The sequence below is a fragment of the Streptomyces sp. PA03-6a genome, assembly GCF_033792765.1.
Taxonomy (GTDB): domain Bacteria; phylum Actinomycetota; class Actinomycetes; order Streptomycetales; family Streptomycetaceae; genus Actinacidiphila.
Genome location: NZ_JARAVK010000004.1, coordinates 75,832 through 98,054 on the forward strand (window position 1 = coordinate 75,832; position 22,223 = coordinate 98,054).

20 protein-coding genes and 2 pseudogenes are annotated in these 22,223 nt (G+C 73.4%); 5 read left to right on the top strand and 17 right to left on the bottom strand.

The features are described from left to right. Nucleotides 1–219 precede the first annotated feature (219 nt). On the top strand, nt 220–1,068 hold the full coding sequence (locus PV350_RS01920; protein ID WP_500332619.1) for an endonuclease/exonuclease/phosphatase family protein: 849 nt from the start codon (nt 220–222) through the stop codon (nt 1,066–1,068). Here the strand turns inward: PV350_RS01920 and PV350_RS01925 are convergent, their stop codons facing one another. Beyond that, nucleotides 1,069–1,953 carry a metallophosphoesterase family protein gene (locus PV350_RS01925; protein ID WP_500332620.1) on the bottom strand — a complete coding sequence of 295 codons (885 nt, stop codon included), beginning with the start codon at nt 1,951–1,953 and terminating at the stop codon, nt 1,069–1,071. Between the two features lie 84 nt (nt 1,954–2,037). After that, complete coding sequence (locus tag PV350_RS01930) at nt 2,038–2,487, bottom strand: LppU/SCO3897 family protein (protein ID WP_500332621.1); 450 nt, start codon at nt 2,485–2,487, stop codon at nt 2,038–2,040. 307 nt (nt 2,488–2,794) lie between these two features. On the opposite strand from PV350_RS01930, the gene PV350_RS01935 reads away from it, so the two are divergent. Further along, nucleotides 2,795–3,073 carry a hypothetical protein gene (locus PV350_RS01935; protein ID WP_499515071.1) on the top strand — a complete coding sequence of 93 codons (279 nt, stop codon included), beginning with the start codon at nt 2,795–2,797 and terminating at the stop codon, nt 3,071–3,073. A gap of 348 nt (nt 3,074–3,421) precedes the next feature. On the opposite strand, the gene PV350_RS01940 is transcribed toward PV350_RS01935, so the two are convergent. Both PV350_RS01940 and PV350_RS01945 read right to left on the bottom strand, forming a co-directional pair. Then, nucleotides 3,422–3,973 (bottom strand): glycine-rich domain-containing protein, encoded by a 552-nt coding sequence (locus PV350_RS01940; RefSeq protein WP_499515072.1) that lies wholly within the window; start codon nt 3,971–3,973, stop codon nt 3,422–3,424. A 597-nt stretch (nt 3,974–4,570) separates the two neighbouring features. Then, nucleotides 4,571–5,113: a glycine-rich domain-containing protein gene (locus PV350_RS01945; RefSeq protein ID WP_500332622.1), complete on the bottom strand. Its 543-nt coding sequence runs from the start codon at nt 5,111–5,113 to the stop codon at nt 4,571–4,573. Nucleotides 5,114–6,298: 1,185 nt separating this feature from the next. On the opposite strand from PV350_RS01945, the gene PV350_RS01950 reads away from it, so the two are divergent. After that, complete coding sequence (locus PV350_RS01950; protein WP_500332623.1) at nt 6,299–6,964, top strand: hypothetical protein; 666 nt, start codon at nt 6,299–6,301, stop codon at nt 6,962–6,964. Between the two features lie 47 nt (nt 6,965–7,011). Here PV350_RS01950 and PV350_RS01955 read toward each other — a convergent pair whose 3' ends face one another. The 8 genes and pseudogenes from PV350_RS01955 to PV350_RS01990 all read right to left on the bottom strand — a co-directional run bounded on the left by PV350_RS01955 (nt 7,012) and on the right by PV350_RS01990 (nt 13,406). Beyond that, nucleotides 7,012–7,575: a glycine-rich domain-containing protein gene (locus tag PV350_RS01955; RefSeq protein WP_499515075.1), complete on the bottom strand. Its 564-nt coding sequence runs from the start codon at nt 7,573–7,575 to the stop codon at nt 7,012–7,014. 597 nt (nt 7,576–8,172) lie between these two features. After that, nucleotides 8,173–8,337, bottom strand: coding sequence for a hypothetical protein (locus PV350_RS01960; protein ID WP_499515076.1), 165 nt, complete (start codon nt 8,335–8,337; stop codon nt 8,173–8,175). 169 nt (nt 8,338–8,506) lie between these two features. Beyond that, a pseudogene (locus PV350_RS01965) lies at nt 8,507–8,716 on the bottom strand (ABC transporter ATP-binding protein); the annotation flags it as partial. Next, nucleotides 8,705–9,156 (bottom strand): annotated as a pseudogene (locus tag PV350_RS01970) (tannase/feruloyl esterase family alpha/beta hydrolase); the annotation flags it as partial. The pseudogenes PV350_RS01965 and PV350_RS01970, both read right to left, overlap by 12 nt. A gap of 87 nt (nt 9,157–9,243) precedes the next feature. After that, entirely contained in the window at nt 9,244–9,918 is a 675-nt protein-coding gene (locus PV350_RS01975) for a GAP family protein (protein ID WP_499515077.1), read from the bottom strand. 198 nt (nt 9,919–10,116) lie between these two features. Continuing rightward, entirely contained in the window at nt 10,117–10,779 is a 663-nt protein-coding gene (locus PV350_RS01980; RefSeq protein WP_500332624.1) for a Type 1 glutamine amidotransferase-like domain-containing protein, read from the bottom strand. 72 nt (nt 10,780–10,851) lie between these two features. Continuing rightward, on the bottom strand, nt 10,852–12,738 hold the full coding sequence (locus PV350_RS01985) for an ABC transporter ATP-binding protein (protein ID WP_500332625.1): 1,887 nt from the start codon (nt 12,736–12,738) through the stop codon (nt 10,852–10,854). 281 nt (nt 12,739–13,019) lie between these two features. Continuing rightward, a complete protein-coding gene (locus PV350_RS01990) occupies nt 13,020–13,406 on the bottom strand; it encodes a hypothetical protein (protein ID WP_499515080.1) in 387 nt (128 codons plus the stop codon). 579 nt (nt 13,407–13,985) lie between these two features. Between PV350_RS01990 and PV350_RS01995 the strand changes: the two genes are divergently transcribed. Together PV350_RS01995 and PV350_RS02000 are read left to right on the top strand one after the other, a co-directional pair. Further along, a complete protein-coding gene (locus tag PV350_RS01995; protein WP_500332626.1) occupies nt 13,986–14,519 on the top strand; it encodes a glycine-rich domain-containing protein in 534 nt (177 codons plus the stop codon). Nucleotides 14,520–14,637: 118 nt separating this feature from the next. Then, nucleotides 14,638–15,534: a class I SAM-dependent methyltransferase gene (locus tag PV350_RS02000; RefSeq protein WP_500332627.1), complete on the top strand. Its 897-nt coding sequence runs from the start codon at nt 14,638–14,640 to the stop codon at nt 15,532–15,534. On the opposite strand, the gene PV350_RS02005 is transcribed toward PV350_RS02000, so the two are convergent. The 5 genes from PV350_RS02005 to PV350_RS02025 all read right to left on the bottom strand — a co-directional run bounded on the left by PV350_RS02005 (nt 15,529) and on the right by PV350_RS02025 (nt 21,902). Continuing rightward, nucleotides 15,529–16,389, bottom strand: coding sequence for an alpha/beta fold hydrolase (locus PV350_RS02005; protein WP_500332628.1), 861 nt, complete (start codon nt 16,387–16,389; stop codon nt 15,529–15,531). The two genes, PV350_RS02000 and PV350_RS02005, sit on opposite strands and share 6 nt — an antisense overlap. 55 nt (nt 16,390–16,444) lie before the next feature. Further along, the gene (locus PV350_RS02010; protein ID WP_499515084.1) at nt 16,445–17,209 is read right to left on the bottom strand and encodes an alpha/beta hydrolase family protein; all 765 of its coding nucleotides are present in this window, start codon (nt 17,207–17,209) and stop codon (nt 16,445–16,447) included. Nucleotides 17,210–17,446: 237 nt separating this feature from the next. Continuing rightward, nucleotides 17,447–19,345, bottom strand: a complete 1,899-nt coding sequence (locus PV350_RS02015; RefSeq protein ID WP_500332629.1) for an alkaline phosphatase family protein — start codon at nt 19,343–19,345, stop codon at nt 17,447–17,449. Between the two features lie 149 nt (nt 19,346–19,494). Beyond that, nucleotides 19,495–20,901, bottom strand: coding sequence for a cytochrome P450 (locus PV350_RS02020; protein ID WP_500332631.1), 1,407 nt, complete (start codon nt 20,899–20,901; stop codon nt 19,495–19,497). Next, the gene (locus PV350_RS02025) at nt 20,898–21,902 is read right to left on the bottom strand and encodes an NAD-dependent epimerase/dehydratase family protein (protein WP_500332632.1); all 1,005 of its coding nucleotides are present in this window, start codon (nt 21,900–21,902) and stop codon (nt 20,898–20,900) included. Before PV350_RS02025 ends, PV350_RS02020 begins: the two co-directional genes overlap by 4 nt. Nucleotides 21,903–22,223 lie beyond the last annotated feature (321 nt).

A 22,223-nucleotide genomic window follows, 5' to 3' on the forward strand; every position in this document is an offset into this window, starting at 1 on the left:
CCCGGGACTCTGCCCCCTCCACCAGGTCGAGGGTCAACCCGCCTGCCCGGAGGGGCCGTCCCAGGCTCCAACCAGACCCGCGGGTCGGCGGGTTGAACGGGGCGTGACGTCCGGCACCGGGGAGGGGAGGTGGACTTCACCTCCCCGTCACGCGTCCGCCAGGAGGCCCGGACACGATCGTGATCGTTCCCGCTCGCCGTCCCCAGGAGGACCCCCGTCATGCTGCGCCGGACCCTGTCCGCACTCGCCGTCGTCTTCGCGCTCTCCGCCACCACCGGCACCGCCGCCGCCACCACGGGCAAAGCCCCGGCCGCCGAGGGCCGCGGCGCGCGTGTGCTGGACGTGATGACGTTCAACATCCACCACGCCCAGGGCACCGATGACGTGCTCGACGTCCCGCGGATCGCGGACGTCGTCCGCAGGAGCGGCGCCGACGTGGTCGGGCTGCAGGAGGTCGACAACCACTACTCCGCGCGCAGCGACTGGGCCGACCAAGCCGCCGACCTGGCGAAGCTGCTGGGCTACCACGTCGTCTTCGGCGCCAACATCGACAACGCGCCCCCGGCCGGCAGCGACCACCGGATCCAGTACGGAACCGCGATCCTGTCCCGCTACCCGATCACCGCGTCGGAGAACACCTGGCTGTACAAGTCCCCCGGCCAGGAGCAGCGCGGACTGCTGCACGCCACCTTGAACGTGCGCGGCAAGGCCGTCCACTTCTACTGCACCCACCTGGCCGCCAGTTCGCAGACCGACCGCCTCCAGCAGACCCCGCAGATCGTGGACCTGATCGGCGACAGGGAGCCCGCCGTCCTCGTCGGCGACTTCAACGCCCTGCCGGACGCCCCCGAGTCGCAGCCGCTGCAGTCCCGCTACACCGACGCGTGGGCCCGTTCGCTGCACGGCCGTGGCGACGGCGCGACCTACCCCGCCGAGGCCCCGACCGAGCGCATCGACGCCATCTACACCACCGACGAGGTCAAGCCGCTCGTCACGCGCGTGGTGCAGGCCGACCCGACGGCCTCCGACCACCTGCCGCTGATCAGCAAGGTCCTGGTCACGCCCTGATCAGGAGCCGGGGCCCAGCCGCTCGACGACCGAGCGGAGCTGGTCGCGGTCGAGCTCGTACACCGTCTCGCCCGCCCGTGGGTCGCGTGCGTGGAGCACGTGGAACAGCGGGGCGTACGGACCGCCGAGGTCGACGAGGGTCGCCGAGGCCCCGCGTACCGCCCGCTCGGTGCCCTGCGGGCCGGAGAGGTCGATGCGGCTGAGGACGCCCGGGGTCACCCACACCGGGACCGGCCCGAGGTGGCCGAAGAGCTGCAGGTGGAAGTGGCCGCACAGGACGAGCCGTACGTCCGTGCCGCGTACGGCGTCCGCCAGTTCGGCCCCGTCCTGCAGCCCGAGGGCCTTCTGGGTCGCGACGTCGAGGGTGACGGGCGGGTGGTGGAGGACCACCACGGATCCGTGCGGCGCGGGCTCGGCCAGCACCTCGCGGAGCCAGCCGAGCTGGCGCGGGCCGACCCGGCCGTACACCTTGCCGGGGACGAGCGAGTCGAGCGTGATGAAGCGGTGGCCGCCGATCACGCTCACGGCGGCCCGCTCGCCCTCCGGGGAGTCGACGACCGCGGTCGCCAGGTCGTCGCCGTCGGCTCCCAGGTGGCCGCTGCCCAGCACCTTGGCGAAGGCGCCGCGCTCGTCGTGGTTGCCGGTGCAGAACACCACGGGCGCCCGCCTGCGCGCGGCGAACTCCCGCACCATGTCGCGGGCCGCGGCGTACGCCTCCGGGGAGCCGTCGTCGGCGACGTCGCCGCTGACGACGACGGCGCCGACGTCCGGGACGGAGTCGAGGGCGGCGAGCATCCGGCGCAGGGACTCCCGCGCGTCGATCCCGCGGGAGTTGGGCCCGTCGACGGGGCCGATGTGGATGTCGGACAGATGAAGGATCCGCATCCCGACCACGGTACCCACCACGTGACGTGGCGTCACCGGGGCTGACCGGGGCCGGGAGCGGACCTCAGCAGTGGGGGCGGGCGCTCACTTCAGCCGTTCGAGGCAGAGCGTGAAGTCCCGGCCGGAGCCGCCCTGCGTGTACCGGCTGTACGGCTCGTCGCAGCTCCCGTCCGTCCCGGACTGCCTGCTGGCGACCTTGAACTGGGCCCCGGGGTCGCCGCAGTCCACGATCTCGAACTCCGGGTCCCCGACGGAGATCACGCCCGTGGCCGCCGCGTTCCCCGCGTGCAGGCAGTCGCCCGCGTCGGCGGTCGCGGCGCCCCCGAACCAGGTGGTGTAGCCGCCGTAGACCACGAAGCCGATCACGACGAGGCTGATCACTCCCCTGACGATGCCCTTCACGCCGATGCGGCGTGCGGGCGCGGGCGCCGGAGGGCCGGGCACGCTGTACGGGTTGCCGGCCGGCGGGCCGTACGGCGCGGGCGGCTGCTGGTTGTACGGGTTGGTGCCGGGCGGCGGTGGCGGAGTGCTCATCGCGGTTCCCCCTGGATCTCGTAAAGACAAGGTCAAGTAGCCGGTGGAAGTTACCACCGGGACCCGCGCTGGGGACCGGATCACCGGAAATCTGTGGCCTTGACGTGACCCTCGGCCACGTCGGCCGCGCACGGGAGGCGCTCCGGGGTCCCGACCCCGGTGGACGTCGCTTTTGTCAAGCCCCGAATTCCAGGGGCGTGACGCGAGGCACCGGGCCGGGCTCAATGGAGGCATCGGTTCACGCAGAACGGGTGGCCCTCCCGGAACCATCCCGGTTTCCCGTCATCCCTCAACAAGGAGAATTCTCATGGCCCGCACACCTCGTTCCCGGCGTCTGGCGATCTTCACGGCCTCCGCGGCCCTGGCGGCAGGGGGCGCCCTGATCCCCACCACGGCGTTCGCCGCTCCCGCGTCGGCGCAGACAAGCGCCGTGTCCACCCAGGCACCCCAGCAGCAGACGAAGACCACCGGCTACGGCGGCGACAGCGATTGCTGGGAGTCCGACTACGAATATTGGGAGTACACGGAGTACTGGGACTACACGGATTCCTACGACTACTACGACGGGTACTGGGTTTACTACTGATCCACGGCTGCCCGAAGACACGCGGGTGCCGGCCCGGCGGTGGAGACCGCCGGGCCGGCACCCGTCCTCCGCTGAGGCGGCCTCGACGTGGCCCGCCTTGCGTACGGGCCGACCCCTCCGGCCGCCCGATGCCCTCACGGCATGCGGGCCTGCGCGACCCGGCGGAGAAGGAGATGCGGATATCCGGCCATCCAAGCGACTGGCTCATGCCGGACGGCTGGCCGTCGCGGAAGAAGGCGTCTCAACTCGGGTCGGCGCTCGGGAGATGGCGGCCGACAGCCAGGAAGGCATCTGACGCCTGGCTGCCCGCGCCCGGCGCACCGGATGGTGCGCCGGGCCGCCGGCGGTTTACCACCAGATGACGACGTATCCGGGGCCGCCGTTCTCGCCGAGGGCGGGGAGGCCGATGGTGCGTGCGCCGCCTGATCCGCCGATGCCTGCGCCCTGGGGTGCTGGCTGGATGATGCCGTCCACCGCAGGACGGCCTCCCTGGCCACCCGGCTCACCGATCGGACCAGTGAGGGTGCCGTTTGCGCCGTTGTTGCCTTGGCGGACTGTGCCCTGGCCGGGGCAGGAGGCTGTGCCGCCGGCGCCACCGGGAATGAGCCCCCGCGCGCCGCCTTCGGCAGTCACGATGTCGCCTAGCCCGTTGTCCACCGTGCTTGGTGTGCCGGGGAAGCCGCTCGCAGGCCCGCCCGCGCCTCCTGTGCCGACGTCTACCACGACCGGTGTACCAGACTGGACGGGAAGGACGCACCAGGCGAATCCCCCGGCGCCGGCACCGGCTCCGGTGCGGGCGAAATCGCCTCCCTCACCGCCCCCGCCGGCGCCCCATGCCTGCACGAAGACCGTGGTGACGTCGGCGGGCGGCATGAATTGACCGTCGCTCTGGAAGTCCATCAGGCCGTGGGCGGGGGCGACACCGGGCAGGCCCTGGGGTCCGGCAGGTCCGGCGGGTCCGGCGGGTCCGGCAGGTCCCTGCTGGCCGGTCTCGCCCGGAAGTCCCTGCGGCCCGGCGGGTCCAGCAGGTCCAGCAGGCCCCTGCGGGCCGGGAGGTCCAGGCGGGCCGGGAGGTCCGGGAATGCCGGGGCGGCCCGGGTGACCATAGCCCGGGCGGCTGGGGCAGTAACCGGGGAAGTACGGGAAGAGAAAGCACGGATCAGCGAGGCCGGCTTGAGCGTCAGGCTTCACGGCGGCAGCCTTGCCACCGTCGGCGTACGCGGCGCCCGTCAGAGCACTGGACGCCAGGGCCACGCTCGCGGCCGCCGTCAACAGCGCCCGAGGTATGGCTATTCGAGACAACATGTCACCTCCAGGAAGGGGCCCCGCAGCGGGCGGCAGCCGCCGCTATCTGTCATTGACGGCAGCGAGCCACCCGCAAGAATTGCCCTGCATAATTCGACGTGCACTTTCAGTAGCCGACCGAGTGACCCCCGGGACAGCCCCCTGAAGACGCGGCGCCCGGCGCGCCAGGTGGTGCGCCGGGCCGCCTGCGGTCTACCACCAGATGACGACGTATCCGTCGCCGCCCGCCGCACCTGGAGCGTCGGTGTCGCTGCCGCCGTCGCCGCCCTCGCCCGCACCGGTCGGTGCTGGCTGGACCACGCCGTCCACCGCGGGGCGGCCGCCCTGGCCCGGGGCGCCCGGTAGCGGGTTGCCCTCCTGGCCGTCCGCGCCCGTGCGGACGGTGCCCTGCCCAGGACAGACGCCCGTGCCACCGCTGCCCCCGATGAGCAGCGACGCGCCCCCGCCGCCGCTGGCCGACACGACGCCGCCCAGGTTGTTGTCCACAACGGTCGGCGTGCCCGGAGAACCGTTGGCCGGGCCGGCGCCACCGGCGCCACCGGCGCCGACGTCCACCGCGACCGGTGTGCCCGGCTGGACGGTGAGGACGCACCAGGCGAAGCCGCCGCCGCCGCCTCCGGCGCCGGTGATCGCGCCGCCGCCTACGGCTCCGCCCCCGCCGGCGCCCCATGCCTGGACGAAGACCGTGGTCACCGCGGCGGGCGGCACGAACTCGCCGTCGTCGTCGAAGTCCACCAGGCCGTGGGCGGGGGCGACACCGGGCAGGCCCTGGGGTCCGGCGGGTCCGGCGGGTCCGGCGGGTCCGGCAGGTCCCTGCTGGCCGGTCTCGCCCGGAAGTCCCTGCGGCCCGGCGGGTCCAGCAGGTCCAGCAGGCCCCTGCGGGCCGGGAGGTCCAGGCGGGCCGGGAGGTCCGGGAATGCCGGGGCGGCCCGGGTGGCCGTGGTGGCCGGGGCGGCTCGGGCAGTACCCGGGGAAGTAGGGGAAGAGGAAGCACGGGTCGGCGAAGCCTGTTTCGGCACCAGGCTTTGCGGCGTCAGCTCGGCTGCTGTCGGCGTTGCCCCCGTATGCGGCACCTGTCAGAGCGCAGGACGCCAAGGCCACGCTCGCGGCCAACGTCCACAACCGCGGACCACCTGGGCGCCGCCGTGTGGGCGCCTGAAGCAGGGCTGTTCGGGACAACACGTCACCTCCGGCAAGGGGGGCCCGCAAGGCGCGGCTGACGCCGCTCACCAGGAGAGAGGAACTGTCGGAGACAGCGGCGAGCCCACAGAAAGAATCACTCTGCGCAGCATGTCGCGCACATTAAGTAGCCGACCGGGTGATCGCCCGGCCTGGTGTCCCGGCGCGGCCGGGCTCGCCTGACCAACCGGCGCCCGCGGCGGATGTGCCCGGACCGCGACAGCGAGCCTGCAGGAGGGGGTGAGTGAGCGGCATCGGGACCTGCGCAAAGCGCCCGCCTCCACCGCTGGGACGGGCGCTTCGGGTGCGCCGGGCCCGTTTCACGCCGGGCCGATGGCCACCGCCGGCACGGGTGATCAACCCGTGCCGGCGCAGACCGTACTGTCATACAGCCTGCACTTACGGAGACCGGACAGCCCGCCGGTGTGTGACAACAAGCTGGCAGCGCAGGCGATCTGACGCCCTGCGTCGTCATCCGGGGCCTTGCAGCAACGTCCGGTTTGTTTGAATCCCAGGTGTCTCGGACCCGGTAGCGCCGCGCCCGAAGTGGAACCCAGGCGGAGAGATCGGCTACAGCAGCGGCTTCGATGATGTCCCGGTTCGCCGAGGTCGAAGCGGGTTCGTCCGCCACACGTCAGCGCACCGTGTCGGGCAGGAGGCCCTCCTCGCGGAACTGCGTGCGAGACAGACGCGTGCCAGTTCGACGACACCCACACCGTCGCCGGGATCGTCACTGTCGGCATGAACGCCCGCGGCATGTGGTTCTGCGGCGCCGCCGGGCCGTGGCTGTCGGAATGGGACCGGCGCGTGTTCCAGGGCTGCCAGCCCAGCTACCACATGAAGAAGGGCGGCAACGGGCGTTGGCAGCTCCGCGCCGTCCTGTCCGTCCCCGTCCCAGGGCACTCCTCGCCGCTGGTCGCTACAGCGGTCGCCGAGCGCGCGAACCTCGCCCTCGCCGCCTCCGCCGCCCTCGCCCAGCCCGAGGCCGCGCCCGGGCACCCGGACGTAGCGCCCGGACACGACACCGGCACCGCACCCGCGCCCACCGACCAACCCGTGACCGACATCGCCGCCCTGGCCGCCGCCCTCGTCGGACGGCGGCCTGGTCGACGCCCTCACCGCCGCCATGGCGCGCCGCGACGAGGGGCGCCGCGCCGAAGTCGACGCCTTGGCCTCCCTCGTGGCCGGCCCCGCCCGCACCACTGCCAGCGAAGGAGCCCAGTAATGCCGTGCTCGTGCCAGTCCAAGCGAGAGCAGTTCGAGGTCGTCGCTACGAGCGGCAAGGTCGTCTTCACCTCCGGCAACAAGGCCACGGCCGAGACCGTCGCCACGCGTTACCCGGACAGCGAGGTCCGCAAGGAGGCGCCGGCCGGAGCCAAGACTGCCGCCCAGGCCGGCGGCTCCTGACCGGACGGGCCAGGCGCCCCGGACGGCGTGCCGGGCCCGGTCGCGGTCTACCACCAGATGACGACGTATCCGGAGCCGCCGTTGTCGCCGGTGTTGTCGGCGCCGCCGGTGCCGCCGGTGCCGCCGGTGCCGGCACCTGCTGGCGCCGGCTGGATGATGCCGTCCACTGCCGGACGGCCTCCCAGGCCGCCGGGCGCAGCATTCGAGAACGATCCAGTGCCGCCGGTGGCGCCTTGACGGACCGTGCCCTGGATGCCGTTGCACTCGCCCATGCCGCCCGCACCACCAACTGGGGGCAGGAACCTGCCACCGAGGCCGCCGCGGCCGGCCACGAAATTGCCGAGGCTGTTGATCGCCCCGCTATTTCCGCCGACAAGGCCGTCCGATTGTCCGGACTGGCCCACGCCTCCTGCGGCTACGAACACCGTGACCGGTGTACTGGGCTGGACAGGCAGGACGCACCAGGCGAAGCCCCCGGCCCCACCACCGGATCCACTGAGGGCGGCGGCACCACTCGCACCACCTCCGCCACCGCCCCACGCCTGGACGAAGACTGTGGTGACATTCGCGGGCGGGACGAACTCGAAGGTACCGGGATCGTCGTAGTCCATCAGGCCGTGAGCCGGGGCGACACCAGGGGGGCCCTGCGGGCCGGTCTCGCCCTGCGGCCCCTGCGGGCCGGTCCCGCCCGGAGGTCCGGCCGGACCAGCGGGACCAGCGGGACCAGCGGGACCGGCCGGACCAGCGGGACCAGCAGGCCCGGGAGGTCCTGGCGGGCCGGGAATCCCGGGGCGCCCCGGGTGCCCGTGATGCCCGGGGCGGCTGGGGCAGTACCCGGGGAAGTATGGGAACAACAAGCACGGGTCCGCGAGACTGGTCTCAGCGCCGGGCTTCGCAGCGCGAGCCTGACCGCCGCCGGCGCCCTCGGCATACGCGGCACCAGTGAACGCACTGGACGTCAGGGCCACGCTCGCGGCCACTGCCCACCACGCCCGAGGTATGGCTATCCGGGACAACACGTCACCTCCAGCAAGGGGCCCACAACGCGCGGCGGACGCCGCTCACCAGGAGAGAAGAACTGTCGAAGACAGCGGCGAGCCCACAGCAAGAATCGCCCTACGTAATGTGACGTGCACATTCAGTAGCCGACCGGGTGATGCGGAACTGCCCCGACCTGGCGCGCCACGCGGTGCGCCGGGCCCCGGTGGTCAGGGCCCGCCCGTGACGAGGCCGGCGAGGCCGAAGACGCGCCGGATGTCGCGCCGGAAGACCACGGCCGTCACGAAGACCGCGATGAGCGTCACGTCGATCGGCTCGGCCCCATCGGACAGGCCCGCGAAGGAAAGGCCGCCCACACCACCCGCAGTGGGCACGGCCCAGGTGAGGATCCGTACCCACTCCCGGTCTGACCCCGTTTCGGCGTCCTGCCAGGAATGCGGCGACGACGGTCGGGACAGCCCGCCGCAGGTTTATGACGTTCGAATCGGCGGGCACCGCTGTAGCCCAATCCGTCCGTCCCGAAGCGGGTTTCTCCGGCCCAGGTCAGAGGAGGGTGCCCGGCAGGACGCTCTCCGTGCTGAACTGCGTGCGGTACGACTCCGCGTACCGGCCCTCCGGCGCCAGGAGTTCCGCGTGGGTGCCGCGCTCGACGACGCGGCCGTCCTCGACGACGAGGATGAGGTCGGCGGCGCGCACCGTGGAGAGGCGGTGGGCGATCACGACGGCGGTGCGGTCGGTAAGGGCCTCGGCGAGGATGCTGTCGTAGTCGTCGGGGTAGCGCTGGGCCTCCATGTAGCCCTGGCGTCCGCCGGTGGAGCATCCGGTGAAGTAGGAGGAACGGGAGGCGAAGTTGTTCAGCGGAGTGGTGTTGACCTCACCGTTGCTGTTCAGCGCCCAGCTGACGTCGAGGGCATCACCGACGCCGGCGTCCGTGGTGGTCGCCGCGTAGCCGGTCTTGACGGCGGTGCCCATCCCGACACCGTTGTCCCCGGCGAGGTAGGCGCTGCCGAGTGCCTGGAAGCGGCGGTTCCAGCCTTTCTCGGGCAGCCAGGTGGTCACCGTGGCGTGGTGCCGCCCGCGTCGCGGACCGCCGTCACGGCCTCCACCTCGGTGCCGGCAGCGGCCCGCACCGGCATGGAGGCGCAGTCGAACGGCGCGGCCGAAGCGGGAGCGCGGGTCTCCGTGCCGACCGACGCCTTGGTGTCCGGCCTGGCCGACGCGACCGACGCCCGGCTCTATGCGTAGTTGGACGCGAAGCCCGATTCGGGGCTGCGGGGGCCTCAGGCCAGGCCGCTGATGCCGTCCCCCAGTAGCTTCAGGCCGAGGACGAAGAACAGGGCGGCCATGATGGCGGCGTTGTGCCGGGCGGCCCGGTCCCGCCAGTTGGCGAGGATGCCCTCGGCTCGTTCACCCATGCACAGGTACACGGCGAGCGGGGCGAGGACTCCGAGCGACGCGATGACCACGAAGACGGCGAGCGCCCCGATCTGCTGAGGCACGGGGATCCCTGCCGAGCTGATGGAGGCGCCGGCGGCGATGGTCAGCGGGGCGTTCTTGGCGTTCGCGGCCGAGAGCAGCAGGCCGAGGCCGAGCACCTTCGGCGGGGTGAAGTGGTCGATCGCCGCCATCCACTTCGGCAGCTGCGCCTGTGAGGGGTCGCGTGGACGTCCCCGCCACTGCCGGGCCGCGAACAGGAGGAGCAGGACGCCCAGCGCCAGCTTGAGGGCCCCCACCCACGTGGCCGGGTGACCGTGCGCGGACGCCCCGCCGGGGCCGCCCACCGCCAGCGTGATCGCGCCGAGGACGGCCAGTCCCAGGAACCAGCCGAGGGCGAACAGCGTGCCGTTCGTCCGCCCCCGCGGGGTGGCCAGGACGAGGATGATCGCCACGATGGGGAGCGGACTGACCGCGACAGCGGCGGCCAGGCCGAGCACATCGCCGACGGCGTGTCCCAAGGCGGCCTCCTCGACGGTGGAGAGATCACGTGCGCCGGCCGTCCGGATCGGTGATCGTGCGCGCCGGACCGGCTCCGCTACCGATCGTGAGACGGGGGCCGCGTCGAGGCGCGGTATCCGTGCCGTACGGGTGACCGACGGACGTGGTGTCCCGGGCTCGGCCCTTCCGGCGACGCGACGTCACGGACGCCGTCCCGGCTATGACCCGAACTTCGTCCATTGGCCTTCGGAGACCAGCTCGACGGAGCCGTCGACGACCTGGATGGCCGTCTGTTCGTCGATGGCGTAGGCCGGGACGCCGATGTCGGCGGCCCACCGCTCCGCGTCGGCCAGGGTGTTCGTCGGGAAGGCGTCCAGGTGCGGGAAGATCGAGAAGTCGACGACTCCCAGAGTGCGGTCGTCCGGCGCGGACGGCCACTCGACGAAGTACGCTCCGATCCGGGGCGTCATCACCATGCTTCCGGCACTCACTCCCACCCAGACCGTGTCGGGCAGCGAAGGCAGCAGATCGGCCAGCCCGGACTCCCGCATCCAGTGGCACAGGTACGTCGCGTCGCCGCCGTCGACCAGGAGCACGTCGGCCTCCCGGACCCAGGGGACCCATCGCTCCGCGCCGATGGTGGGCAGTGCGGTGAGCTCGAGAACGCCGAGCGACGCCCAGCCCAGGCCGGTCAGGTGCTGCCACCGGGGCTCGGCGGCTGCGAAGCCCCGCACCGATGCCGGACCGCACATCGGGTGACCCCATTGTGCTGTCGGGATGCAGAGGGCGTGGCACTCGGCGATCGGCTTGCCGAGAAGCCGCACGAGCGCCGAGTGGATGCTCGGGTTCGTGACGCCGCCTGACGTGAGCAAGAGCTTCAAGGTGCCTCCAGAATCGTGCGCGGAAGGTGCATGTGCCGGAACACCCGGGACCGTGCTGGAACAGCTCAGGCGTCAGCGCAGCGTGCCCGGGAGGAGGCCCTCCTCGCGGAACTGCGTGCGGTACAGCTCCGCGTACCGGCCGTCCGCCGCCAGGAGTTCCGGGTGCGTGCCGCGCTCCACGATGCGGCCGTCCTCGACGACGAGGATGAGGTCGGCGGCGCGCACCGTGGAGAGGCGGTGGGCGATGACGACGGCGGTGCGGTCGGCGAGGGCCTCGGCGAGGGCTTCCTGGACGGCGGCCTCGGAGGTGCTGTCGAGGTGGGCCGTGGCCTCGTCGAGGATGACCACGCGCTGGCCGGCCAGCAGCAGCCGGGCGATGGTCATGCGCTGGCGTTCACCGCCGGAGAGGCGGTAGCCGCGTTCGCCGACGACGGTGTCGAGGCCGTCGGGGAGTTCGGCGACCAGCCGGTCGAGGCGCGCGCGGCGCAGGACGTCGCGCAGGTCGTCGTCGGTGGCGTCGGGCCGGGCGAGCAGGAGATTGGCGCGGATGGTGTCGTGGAAGAGGTGGCCGTCCTGGGTGACCATGCCGACCGTGGCCCGCAGCGAGGCGGCCGTCAGGTCGCGGACGTCGGTGCCGCCGACGCGGACGGCGCCCCCGTCTGCGTCGTAGAGGCGGGGCAGCAACTGCGCGATGGTCGACTTCCCCGCGCCGGACGAGCCGACGAGCGCGACGGTGTGGCCGGGTTCGGCGCGGAAGGAGATCCCGTGGAGGACCTCGCCGCCGGCGCGGGTGTCCAGGACCGCGACCTCCTCCAGTGAGGCCAGCGACACCTTGTCGGCGGACGGGTAGCCGAAGCGGACGTCCTCGAACTCGACGGCGACGGGCCCGTCCGGCACCGGGCGGGCGCCGGGGCGGTCGGCGATGAGGGGCTCCAGGTCGAGGACCTCGAAGACCCGCTCGAAGCTGACCAGGGCGCTCATGATGTCGACGCGCGCGCCCGCGAGTGCGGTCAGGGGCGCGTAGAGGCGGGTCAGGAGGAGGGCGAGGGTGACCACGGAGCCGGCGTCGAGGGCGCCGGTGAGCGCGAAGTGGCCGCCCAGTCCGTAGACGAGCGCCAGCGCGAGGGCGGAGACGAGGGTGAGGGCCGTGATGAACGCCGACTGCGCCATGGCGGTCCGCACGCCGATGTCCCGGACCCGGCGGGCGCGTTCCTCGAACCGGGCCGACTCGTCGGCGGGCCGGCCGAAGAGCTTCACCAGGGTGGCGCCGGGCGCGGAGAAGCGCTCGGTCATCTGGGTGCCCATGGCGGCGTTGTGGGCCGCGGCCTCGCGCTGGAGGCGGGCCATGCGGGTGCCCATGCGGCGCGCCGGGACGACGAAGACCGGGAGGAGGGCGAGGGCGAGCAGGGTGATCTGCCAGGACAGGGTGAGCATGACGCCGAGGGTCAGCAGGAGGGTGACGAGGTTGCCGACGACCCCGGAGAGCGTGTTGCTGAACGCGCGCTGCGCGCCGATCACGTCGTTGTTGAGGCGGCTGACCAGGGCCCCGGTGCGGGTCCGGGTGAAGAAGGCGACCGGCATGCGCTGGACGTGGTCGAACACGGCGGTGCGCAGGTCGAGGATGAGGCCCTCGCCGAGGTTCGCGGACAGCCAGCGGTTCAGCAGCCCGAGGCCCGCCTCGGCCAGGGCGATCACGGCGATTAGCACGGCCAGCGTGGTGACCCGCCCGGGGTCGCCGCCGGAGACGATGGCGTCGACGACCCGGCCGGCGAGGACCGGGGTCGCGACGGCGAGCAGCGCGGTCACGGTGCTCAGCAGGACGAACTGCGTGATGCGGCGCCGGTGGGGCCGGGCGAAGGCGCCGACGCGGCGCAGGGTGTCGCGGGCCAGGGGGCGTCGGTCGTGCGTGGCGTTCATGACGCTGTGCAGTTGGGTCCAGGCCGTGGTCTCCATGCTCATGCAGTGACCGTAGAACCTCGACCGGCCTTGAGGTCAAGGGACCCCCGCGAAGGCGCCGGATCCGGGGTGCCCGCACCCGGTCCGGTTACTGGATGTGCATGACGACGTGCCCGAGGCGATGCTCGCCTCGAGGGGCGGCTACGGGCTCGAGGGCCGGTTCCGGTTCCGGCTCCGCGGGCTCCTCCCAGCCGTGGCCCCCGGCTTCGCCACGCCGCCGCCCTCCCATGGGCGCCGACGTGGCCCGCCCGGCACCGTGGGCGGGCCGCGTCGTTGTGCCCGGGCTACGTCACGGGCAGGAACGCCTTCTTGCAGTGCATGCAGATCATCTGCTTCAGCCACTCCGCACGCTTGCGCTGAGAGGTCTGCTCCTTGCCTCGCTCCCGCGTACCCCACACCGCCCCGCCGACCGTCACGAGCAGCCCCAGCAGGATCACCCCCGACACCAGCAGCGCCACCCCGAACCCGGCCACCAGCAGCGGCCCGATCAGCGCTGCCTTCTCCTCCGCCGGTTGCGCGAAATCCTTCTTCAGCGCCGAGCCCGGATCCATCGTCGCCACGTACAGCTCCAGGCTCTGCACCTGAGTCGACCCGCATCGCTTGCACTGCAACACCGCCACCGCATCCCCCGATCCGTCGACAGACAACGAGAATGCGGGCCACTCCGCCAAGTCGACAAGATGACAAAACGCCTCATGTAGAGGTTCCGGGGCCCGGGGATCACCCGGTCCGGCTACTGGATGTGCATGACGAGGTGCCCGAGGCGAGGCTTGATGCGGGCCCGCCGCTGTCCACGACCGCTCACTCTCCCCAATGGCGGTACCTGCCGCCCGTCGTGGGCCGTTCCCGGAGGTGACGTGGTGTCTCGAACAGTCATGCCCCGCGTGGTGCGGGCGGTGGTCACGAGCGTGGTCCTGGCGGCCGGTTCGATGGCGGGTGCGGCCTACGCGGTCGGCGCGGACGGTGGCCCCGCGCCCGAGGCCGGCGGACCCCAAGCCGGGAAGCGTGCGGCCCAGCCGTGCTCATTCTTCCCGTACCTGCCCTGGCACTGCCCGGGCCGGCCGGGCCGCCCCGGTCCACCTGGGCTCCCTGGTCCGCCGGGACCTCCCGGTCCGCAGGGCCCCGCCGGCCCTCAGGGGCCGCAGGGCGGGACCGGTCCGCAAGGACCCGCCGGGCCCGCCGGACCGGACGGCCCCCAGGGGCCCGCCGGGCCTCAGGGGCCGCCCGGAACCGCAGCCGCCCACGGCCTGGTGGACTTCGACGACGACGGCGAGTTCGTGCCGCCCGCCGCGGTGACCACGGTCTTCGTCCAGGCATGGGGCGCCGGCGGGGGCGGAGCCGTAGGCGGCGGCGCGATCACCGGCGCCGGAGGCGGCGCCGGCGGCTTCGCCTGGTGCGTCCTCACCGTCCAGCCGGGCACACCGGTCGCGGTAGACGTCGGCGCCGGTGGCGCCGGCCCGGCCAACGGTTCTCCGGGCACGCCGACCGTTGTGGACAACAACCTGGGCGGCGTCGTGTCGGCCAGCGGCGGCGGGGGCGCGTCGCTGCTCATCGGGGGCAGCGGTGGCACGGGCGTCTGTCCCGGGCAGGGCACCGTCCGCACGGGCGCGGGCGGCCAGGAGGGCAACCCGCTACCGGGCGCCCCGGGCCAGGGCGGCCGCCCCGCGGTGGACGGCGTGGTCCAGCCCGCTCCGCCCGGTGCGGGCGAGGGCGGCGACGGTGGCAGCGACACCGACGCTCCGGGTTCGGCGGGCGGCGACGGATACGTCGTCATCTGGTGGTGACGCACCGCCCTCCGGTCCGAGTGCGCCCGCCCTCGCCTCACGGCCTCCCCGGGATTCCGGCCGGAGATCGATATCCTCGCGTCCAGTTCGGCGGACCACCTTCTCCAGGGAGAAGCTCATGCCACATTCGGGAGAGACCGCGGACGCGATTCCCCGGCCGCAGCGGTTCGCGGACGTCAAAGGCTGGTTCTGGCCGGTGGACCAATTGCTCTTCGACTGGTTCCTGCGGCGGCAGAACGACCGGGAACGCCCGGGTGACCTGCTGGAACTCGGCGCCTACATGGGGAAGAGCGCCATTTTCATGGGCCGCTACCTCCGCGAGGGGGAGCGGTTCACGGTGTGCGACCTGTGGGATTCCCCGGCTGTGGACGACCCCAACAGCGCCGAGATGAACAAGGCGTACGCGACTCTCACACGGCGTGCGTTCGAGGCCAATTACCTGTCGTTCCACGACCGGCTCCCCACCATGGTGCAGGGCCCGACCTCGGTGATCACCTCGCACGTCGGCGCCCGCAGCTGCCGGTTCGTGCACGTCGACGCGTCCCATCTGTACGAGCACGTCTCCGGCGACATCGCGGCCGCGCGCGAGCTGCTGGTCCCGGAGGGCATCGCGGCCTTCGACGACTTCCGGAGCGAGCACTGCCCGGGTGTCGCCGCCGCCGTGTGGGCGGCGGTGGCGACGGTCGGACTCAAGCCCGTCGTGGTCACGAGCACCAAGCTCTACGGCACCTGGGGGGATCCGGACCAGGTCCGCGAGGAACTGCTGCGGTGGCTGAGGACGCGCCAGGACCTGTGGCACGCCGTGGACCAGGTGGCGGGCGTGCCCCTGATCCGCATCAGGGGCACGAAGGCGAAGTCCCCGGCTCCGCCGGTCTCCCGCCACGAGCCGCTCAACGGGTACCCGTCCCTGTCCGGGGAACGGGCCTCCGCCGTCCGCCGCCTCGCGAAGGACCTCGTCCCGCCGATCCTGGCCCGCGCCGTGCGGTCGGTGTCCCGCAGGCGCCGGACGTCATGAGGCCCTGAGCCCGTCCTCACCCCCCAGGAACCCCGCGACGGACGTCACGAAGCGGCCGGCGTCGTCGAGCCAGGGGAAGTGCCCGGCCCCGGGCTGGACGACGAGCCCGGCGTCCGGGAACAGCGCGGCGAACTCGGCGACCGTGGCCGGGGGCGCCCCGAGGTCGACCTGCCCGGCCAGCAGGAGGACCGGTGACGCCAGCCCGGCGAGCGCGGCACGCGTGCCGTCCGGGTCGAAGGCGCCCTCGGCGCCGAACGCGGACACGACCTCGTCGCTCATCTGCTCCCGTTCCGCGGCCTGGTGGGCCCGCGCCACCTCGTCCCAGCGGCCGTAGGAGAACGGCGCGACGGCCTGCCACCGCTCGGCGGTGGCCTCGCCCGCCACGATCGCCTCCAGGGCCGCGAACGCCTCCGGGAACCACGGCTCGTCCCGGCGCAGCAGGGCCGTCTCGCGCCGGAGGCCGCCCGTGATGGGCAGGCCGACGGCCCGGACGCTCGGCGTGACGAGGACGAGGCTGCCGACCCGGTCCGGATGGCGGCCCGCGTACCGCGCGGCGAGGTTGGCCCCCGCGCTGTGCGCGAGCACGTCCATCCGGTCGAGGCCGAGGTGCCCGCGCAGGGCCTCGACATCGTCGACGAGCCGGTCGCAGCGGCAGGAGGCGATGTCCCGCGGCATCCCGGACAGGCCGGTGCCCCGGAGGTCCAGCCTGATCAGCTGCCGGTGCGCGGACAGGCCGCCGAGGTCACCGAGGTACACGGAGTCCTGCGGCCCGCCGGGCAGGCAGACCAGCGGGCGGCCCGAGCCGAGGACGTGGTAGGCGAGCACGGTGCCGTCGTACGAGGGGAAGACGGGCATGGCGGAGTTCCTTTCGGCGGTGCTGAGGGAAGCTGAGGTACCGGGGCCCGGAGGGTCAGTGGTGTGCCGGTCGCGCGCCGGGGTCCCGGACCAGACGGCGGGCGAAGAAGCGCTGTTCGCTCTCCACCTCGGACGTGGGCAGCTCCATGTGCCGGCCCGGGTTGGCGCGGAGCGTCTTGTCGCGGGAGGCGAAGGCGTCGAAGAGGGCGAGGGACGACGACCGCGGCACCAACTCGTCGTCCCACTGCAGGAGGAAGCGGACCGGGACGGTGATCCGGGCCGCCGTCCCGGCCAGGGACTCGTGACCGAGCAGCCCGAACACGGCCGCGGTGATCCGGGGTTCGGCGGCCACGAGCGGCACGCCGACGGCGGTGCCCAGCGACACGCCCCAGAACCCGACGGGGACGTCCGGGCCGACGCGCCCGTGGGCCTGCAGGGCGTCCAGGGTGGCCCGCCACTCCGGGACGGCGCGGGTGGACAGCGCCGCGTTGTGGGCCGCGATGAGCGGGGCGACGGGCCCGCCCGAGGCCACCGCCTCCCTGATGCGTACCGCGGCGGTCTCGTCGGCGGCGGTCCGCGGGCGGTCGCCGTGCCCGGGTGCGTCGATGGCGGCGACCGCGAAGCCGCCGGTCGTCACATGGTGGTGGGCGCGGGCCAGGAGGCCCGGGGCCTTCTTGTCCCGGCCGCCGCCGTGGGCCAGCAGGATCAGCGGGCGGTCGCCGGCCGCGTCGGCGGGGGACCAGAGCACGCCGGTGATGTCGCCGAGGACGAAGAGGTGTTCCGAGACGCCGTTCGCGGTCGTCTCCGAGAGGAAGCGCATGGCTCGATGCCTTTCGGGATGCCTTCGGGCACTCCCGGGGACACCTGCGTCAGAGGGTCCGCGCAGCCGTGCGGGAGGGGAGTACCCGGCCTGTTACAGCGTTGATGGGTCTCACCTCCTCGGTCGTCACTGCACGGTGACGGTATCAGGCCCGTGATCGTGGGGCAGCCGGTTTTCCCGGCCCCTTCCCGGCGGTCCCGTCGCCCCCCGCGGTACGGGGGGCGACGGGGAGAAGCTCTAAGGCTGTCGGGAGGTGAACGCGGTCAGGAAGCGGTCACGGAAGGCGTCCATCCGCCAGACCGGCGCGTCGTGTTCGGGCTGCAGCCCGTCGCTCCAGCCCCAGTCGGAGACCTGGTCCAGCACCTTGGGGTCGTGGGCGACGATCGCGACCGGCACGTCCCGGCTGGCGTTGACGCCGACGACCGTCGACACGGGCTGGTGGTCGCCGAGGAAGACCAGCACGGTGTTCTTGTTGCCGTACTTCGTCACGAAGTCGATGAGGCTGGTCAGCGAGTACTGGATGGCCTTGCTGTACTCCTGGCGCACCTGCTTGGGGTCCTTCCAGACCTCCTTGGGGTCCTTGCCCTCCTTCTTGATGGCGTCGTAGACCGAGCCGTCGCCGACCTGGTCCCAGTCGATCATGTGGGGGATCGGCGCCCAGGGGTTGTGGCTGGAGGCCAGGATGATCTCCGACATCATCGGCTGGTTCGACGCCTTCCCGTGCTCCAGGCGCTCGAACGCCGACAGGGTGTACTGGTCGGGCACCGGCGACCAGCTGAACTTGGGCCCCTGGTACCCCATGGTGCGGGAGTCGTGGATGTGGTCCAGGCCGAAGAACTTGCCCTCCGGCCAGGCCCGGGTGACGCCGGGCATCATGCCGACCGTCCGGAAGTCGCCGGTGCGCTTGAAGGCACTGGTGAGGGTCATCCGGTCACTGGAGCTGACGTAGCGGTAGCGCTGCTGGTCCGGGACCCACAGCCCGGACAGGAAGGTGGTGTGGGCGAGCCAGCTGCCCGCGCCGGTGACGGGGGAGGTCAGCCAGCCGCTGCGGGCGGAGAAGCCCGCGTCGGCGAGCTGCTGCGTGCCGCCCCGCAGCACCGCGTCGACGTCCGGCGCCATCGCCGGGTTCTCGACCGCGTCGCGGCCGTAGCTCTCGATGAACGTGAAGATGACGTCCTTGCCGCGGAGTCCTGACAGCAGCCGGTCGGACGGGATCTTCGCGAACGGGTCGTTGGCCACCTTCTTGGCGAACACCTTCTGGTCGGCCAGGCCCTGCTGCACCATGTCCACCTGGCCCCGGACCCGCAGGCTGGCGTCCTTGGCGGCGAAGTTCAGCCCGGAGACCTGGACGCCGAGCGTCGCGCACGTCATCCAGACCACGCCGGCCACCAGGGTGCCGCGGCGTGCCACCGAGGGGTGCCGCACCATCACCTTGCACAGCCGCACGATCGCCAGCGGCATGAGCACGAGGAGCGCGAGGACGGCGATCAGGGCCCCGGCCAGGGCGCCGTACGCGGTCGTCGCCCCGTCCGTGTCCTTCAGGAACGACAGTCCGTCGGCGAACAGGGACCAGTCGAACAGCAGGTAGAACGGCCGTTGCAGCGTCTGGTAGAAGCCCATGTCCACGCAGTTGAGGACGACCAGCAGGCCGAGCAGGACCCCGCTGAGGACCGCCACCACGCGCCGGGGCCTGGGTGGCAGCACGAGCAGCAGGGCGGCCAGCAGGATCGGCTCCGCCGGGACGCGGACGAAGCGGGAGGCGGTCAGGTAGGGGAGCCGGTCGGGCATCAGGAAGGCGAAGAGCACCAGGGCGGCGGCGAGGATCGTGAGGCTCCACGACACGGCGCGGGTGACGTCCGGGTGCCGCTCCCGCCATCGGGCGAGGGCGCTGCCCGCGGCGGGAGCCGGTTCGCCGGGGCCCTCCTCGTGGGCCTGCTCGTCGTCCGCCCCGGGGCCGGGGGCGGGAGCCGCCTCCGTTTCGGGCTCGGGCTCGGGCTTCGCTTCGGGCTCGGTCTCCGCCGCCTCCGCCTCCGCCTTGGCCGCCGCCTCCTCCTCCGGAGCGTCGCCCGGGGGTGGTTGCTCCGTCGTGTCCGCCTGGTCCGTTACCGGTCGCTGATGAGCGCTGGAGAGCGACAACCCGAAGTTCCTTCCAAGCGAGCCACAGTGATGGGGGCGACCCCCGCTGGAGGAGCTTGGGCCACCGACAAGCCTGTACGGCTCGCCCCACGCTCCGGTTCACCCATCTCCCGTACGCCGGGAAAACGGACCATTGCATGGGGATGTCTTTACGGAAGCGGGAGGGTCTCCACCTGGGCGTCCTCGCGGGGCACGCTCCGCATCGGCATCGCGGTGGGGTGGACGACCGCGCCGCGGGCGAGTTCGCGCACGTGCGGGCCGGCGTCCGCCGGGCGCAGGCGCCACCGGGCGGCGACGGTGGCGACCTGGATGACGGCCTGCGTGAGGGCGAAGACGTTCCCCGGGCACTGGCGGCCGCCCGCGCCGAAGGGGATGGACGCGGCCCTGGGCAGGCGCGCGGCGCGTTCGGGCAGCCAGCGGTCGGGGTCGAAGGCGAGGGGGTCGGGGTGGAGTTGCGGCAGGTGGTGCAGGACGTACGGGCTGAACAGCACCGTCGCGCCCGCCGGGACGCCGACGTCGCCGAGGAGCACCTCCTCCGGGGAGAGCCGCAGGATGATCCACGGCGCGTACCGGCGCAGGGCCTCCTGGACGACGCGCCGGGTGTGGGGGAGGTGGGGCAGGTCCTCGAAGACGGCCGGGCGCCCGCCGAGGACCCGGTCCGTCTCCTCGTGGAGCCGGCGCTCCACCGCGGGCTCGCGGGCGAGTTCGTGGAACACCCAGGCCAGGGTGGCGCCGGTGGTCTCGGTGCCCGCGACGAGCATGTTGACCAGCTGGTCGTGGACCTGGCCGTCGGTCAGCCGCTCCCCGGTCCCCTCGTCCGCGGCGAGCAGCAGGACGGAGAGCAGGTCGCCGTGGTCGGTGCCGTCGGCGCGGGCGGCCTCCACCACGTGACGGGTCGCGGAGCGCAGTCGCCGTACGGCCCGGTCGAAGCGCCGGTTGGCGGGGGTGGGCAGCCGCAGCAGGGCGTCGGGGAGCATGGAGCGGCGGGGGATCTCGTCCAGGACGACGGGCAGCGAGCGCTGCACCTCGGCGACGGCGTCCGCGCCGAGGTCCGAGGAGAACAGCGCCCTGGCCACGGTGGTGAGGGCGAGCGCGTTCATCTCCTCGTCCACGCGCAGGATCCCGCCGGGCCGCCAGGCGGCGGTGCGCTCGGCGGCGACGGCGGTCATGGTGGCCGCGTAACGGGCGATGCGGGCCCGGTGGAAGGCGGGCTGCATCAGCCGGCGCAGCCTGCGGTGCTCGGCGCCGTCGGCAGTGCCGACGCCGGAGCCGAGCAGAGGGCGCACCTTCTCGATGAGCACGCCCTGGTCGAACCGGCCCGCTTCGCCGACCAGCACGGCGCGGACCAGTTCGGCGTCGTTGACGACGTACGCGGGCAGGCCGCCCAGGCGGATGCGGACCACCGGGCCGACGGCGGGGAGCGAGCCGAGGAACTCCAGGGGCCGGCGCAGCAGTGCAGGGCCGTGGCCGAGCAGGGGCAGCGCACCGGGGGCCTCGGGAGCGCGCCGGAGGGCGGAGGGCGCGCCGGCGGTCGCGGTGGTGGGGATGGGGGTCACGGCGTCCCGTCTTCCGTCGGGCCGGCGGCCGCTGCCGCCGGCGGGGCCAGAGGGGCGAGAGGGGTGAGATGGGTGAGCGGGGCGAGGTGCGCGCGGTACCAGGGCGCGGCGGCGGCGAAGCGGGTGGCGAAGGCTCCCGGGGTGTGTCCGGTGCGCCGCCAGACGCGGCCGCTGTCGTAGTGGTGGTCCTGGCCGAACAGCGCCAGGTGGCGCAGGTCGCGGGGCCGCCCGGCGAGGAGTTCGCGGGCCTCGTCGTACGTGAGGTCGGCCGCGGGGGCGGGCACGCCCAGGTGCCCGGTGAGCGCCGCGGCCAGGTCGCGCACGGCGACCGGCTCCGGATGGCCGACGTGGTGGACCTCCCCGCCGGGCACCGGACCCCAGTCGGCCACGGCCAGCGCGGCGATCGCCGCCGCCAGGTCCTCGACGGCGACCAGGGAGAGCAGGGCCCGGCCCCCGTCGACGGAGACCGGGAGGGCGGTGAGGGTGCGCACGAGCCGGGGGACCAGCCATCGGTCGCCCGGCCCGTACACGAACATCGGCCGCAGTACGACGCCTCCTGCGGCCCGGACCGCGCGCTCGCCCGCGAGCCGCGAGCGGCTGACGGCGGAGACCGGCGCGGGGACGAGGTCGCCCTCGGCGGCGCCGCGGTGCGGTCCGTCGCCGTAGACGGCGGCGGTGCTGAGGTGGACGAACCGCCGCACCCCCGCACGCCGCGCCTCGGCGACCAGGGCGGCGGTGCCCCGGTCGTTGACGAGGCCGCAGGCCCGGGGATCGTCCTCGTCCACGGTGCAGGCCAGGTGGAGCAGGGTGTCCACGCCGTCGCAGACGCCGTGCAGGGTGCCGCGGCGGGCGAGGTCGGCGTGGACGAGGCGGGCCGCGGGGTCGGCGACGGGCGGGCGACGGTGCGTCAGCAGCCGCAACTCCACCGGCTGGCGGCGGAGTAGGCGGTGGACGGCACGGCCGGTGAAGCCGGCGGCGCCGGTGAGCAGGACGGTCCTCATCGGGCGCCTCCGGGGGCGGACGGGAAGACGACGGCGAAGGCCATCACCATGGGCATCGGCCGGGCGGCGGTGTGATGGCGGGGGAAGCCCGGCGCCGTCATGACCGGCAGCGCAGGGCGGGGCCGAGGATGGGCGGTGGTGTTCCGGTGGTCGTAAGTCCGGTCGGGGCACGCGGGGTTGGTGGTTGGCGGTGGTCGTCATCGCGGGCCTCCGGGGGCGGCGGGGGAGCGGGCAGGCGGGGCGGCGGTGCGATGGTGAGGGAAGCCGGTCGCCGCGCGGCACGGGACGGCCGGCAGTGCGCAGGGCAAGTTGGCAGATCGG

Excerpts from the sequence above, each read along its gene's own strand:
- PV350_RS02000 (WP_500332627.1), top strand. The coding sequence starts at position 14,638 with ATGCCACATTCGGGAGAGACCGCGGACGCGATTCCCCGGCCGCAGCGG.
- PV350_RS02005 (WP_500332628.1), bottom strand. The coding sequence starts at position 16,389 with ATGCCCGTCTTCCCCTCGTACGACGGCACCGTGCTCGCCTACCACGTC.
- PV350_RS01930 (WP_500332621.1), bottom strand. The coding sequence starts at position 2,487 with ATGAGCACTCCGCCACCGCCGCCCGGCACCAACCCGTACAACCAGCAG.
- PV350_RS01920 (WP_500332619.1), top strand. The coding sequence starts at position 220 with ATGCTGCGCCGGACCCTGTCCGCACTCGCCGTCGTCTTCGCGCTCTCC.
- PV350_RS01925 (WP_500332620.1), bottom strand. The coding sequence starts at position 1,953 with ATGCGGATCCTTCATCTGTCCGACATCCACATCGGCCCCGTCGACGGG.
- PV350_RS01950 (WP_500332623.1), top strand. The coding sequence starts at position 6,299 with ATGAACGCCCGCGGCATGTGGTTCTGCGGCGCCGCCGGGCCGTGGCTG.
- PV350_RS01935 (WP_499515071.1), top strand. The coding sequence starts at position 2,795 with ATGGCCCGCACACCTCGTTCCCGGCGTCTGGCGATCTTCACGGCCTCC.
- PV350_RS01955 (WP_499515075.1), bottom strand. The coding sequence starts at position 7,575 with ATGGACTACGACGATCCCGGTACCTTCGAGTTCGTCCCGCCCGCGAAT.
- PV350_RS02010 (WP_499515084.1), bottom strand. The coding sequence starts at position 17,209 with ATGCGCTTCCTCTCGGAGACGACCGCGAACGGCGTCTCGGAACACCTC.
- PV350_RS02025 (WP_500332632.1), bottom strand. The coding sequence starts at position 21,902 with ATGAGGACCGTCCTGCTCACCGGCGCCGCCGGCTTCACCGGCCGTGCC.
- PV350_RS01985 (WP_500332625.1), bottom strand. The coding sequence starts at position 12,738 with ATGAGCATGGAGACCACGGCCTGGACCCAACTGCACAGCGTCATGAAC.
- PV350_RS01940 (WP_499515072.1), bottom strand. The coding sequence starts at position 3,973 with ATGGACTTCCAGAGCGACGGTCAATTCATGCCGCCCGCCGACGTCACC.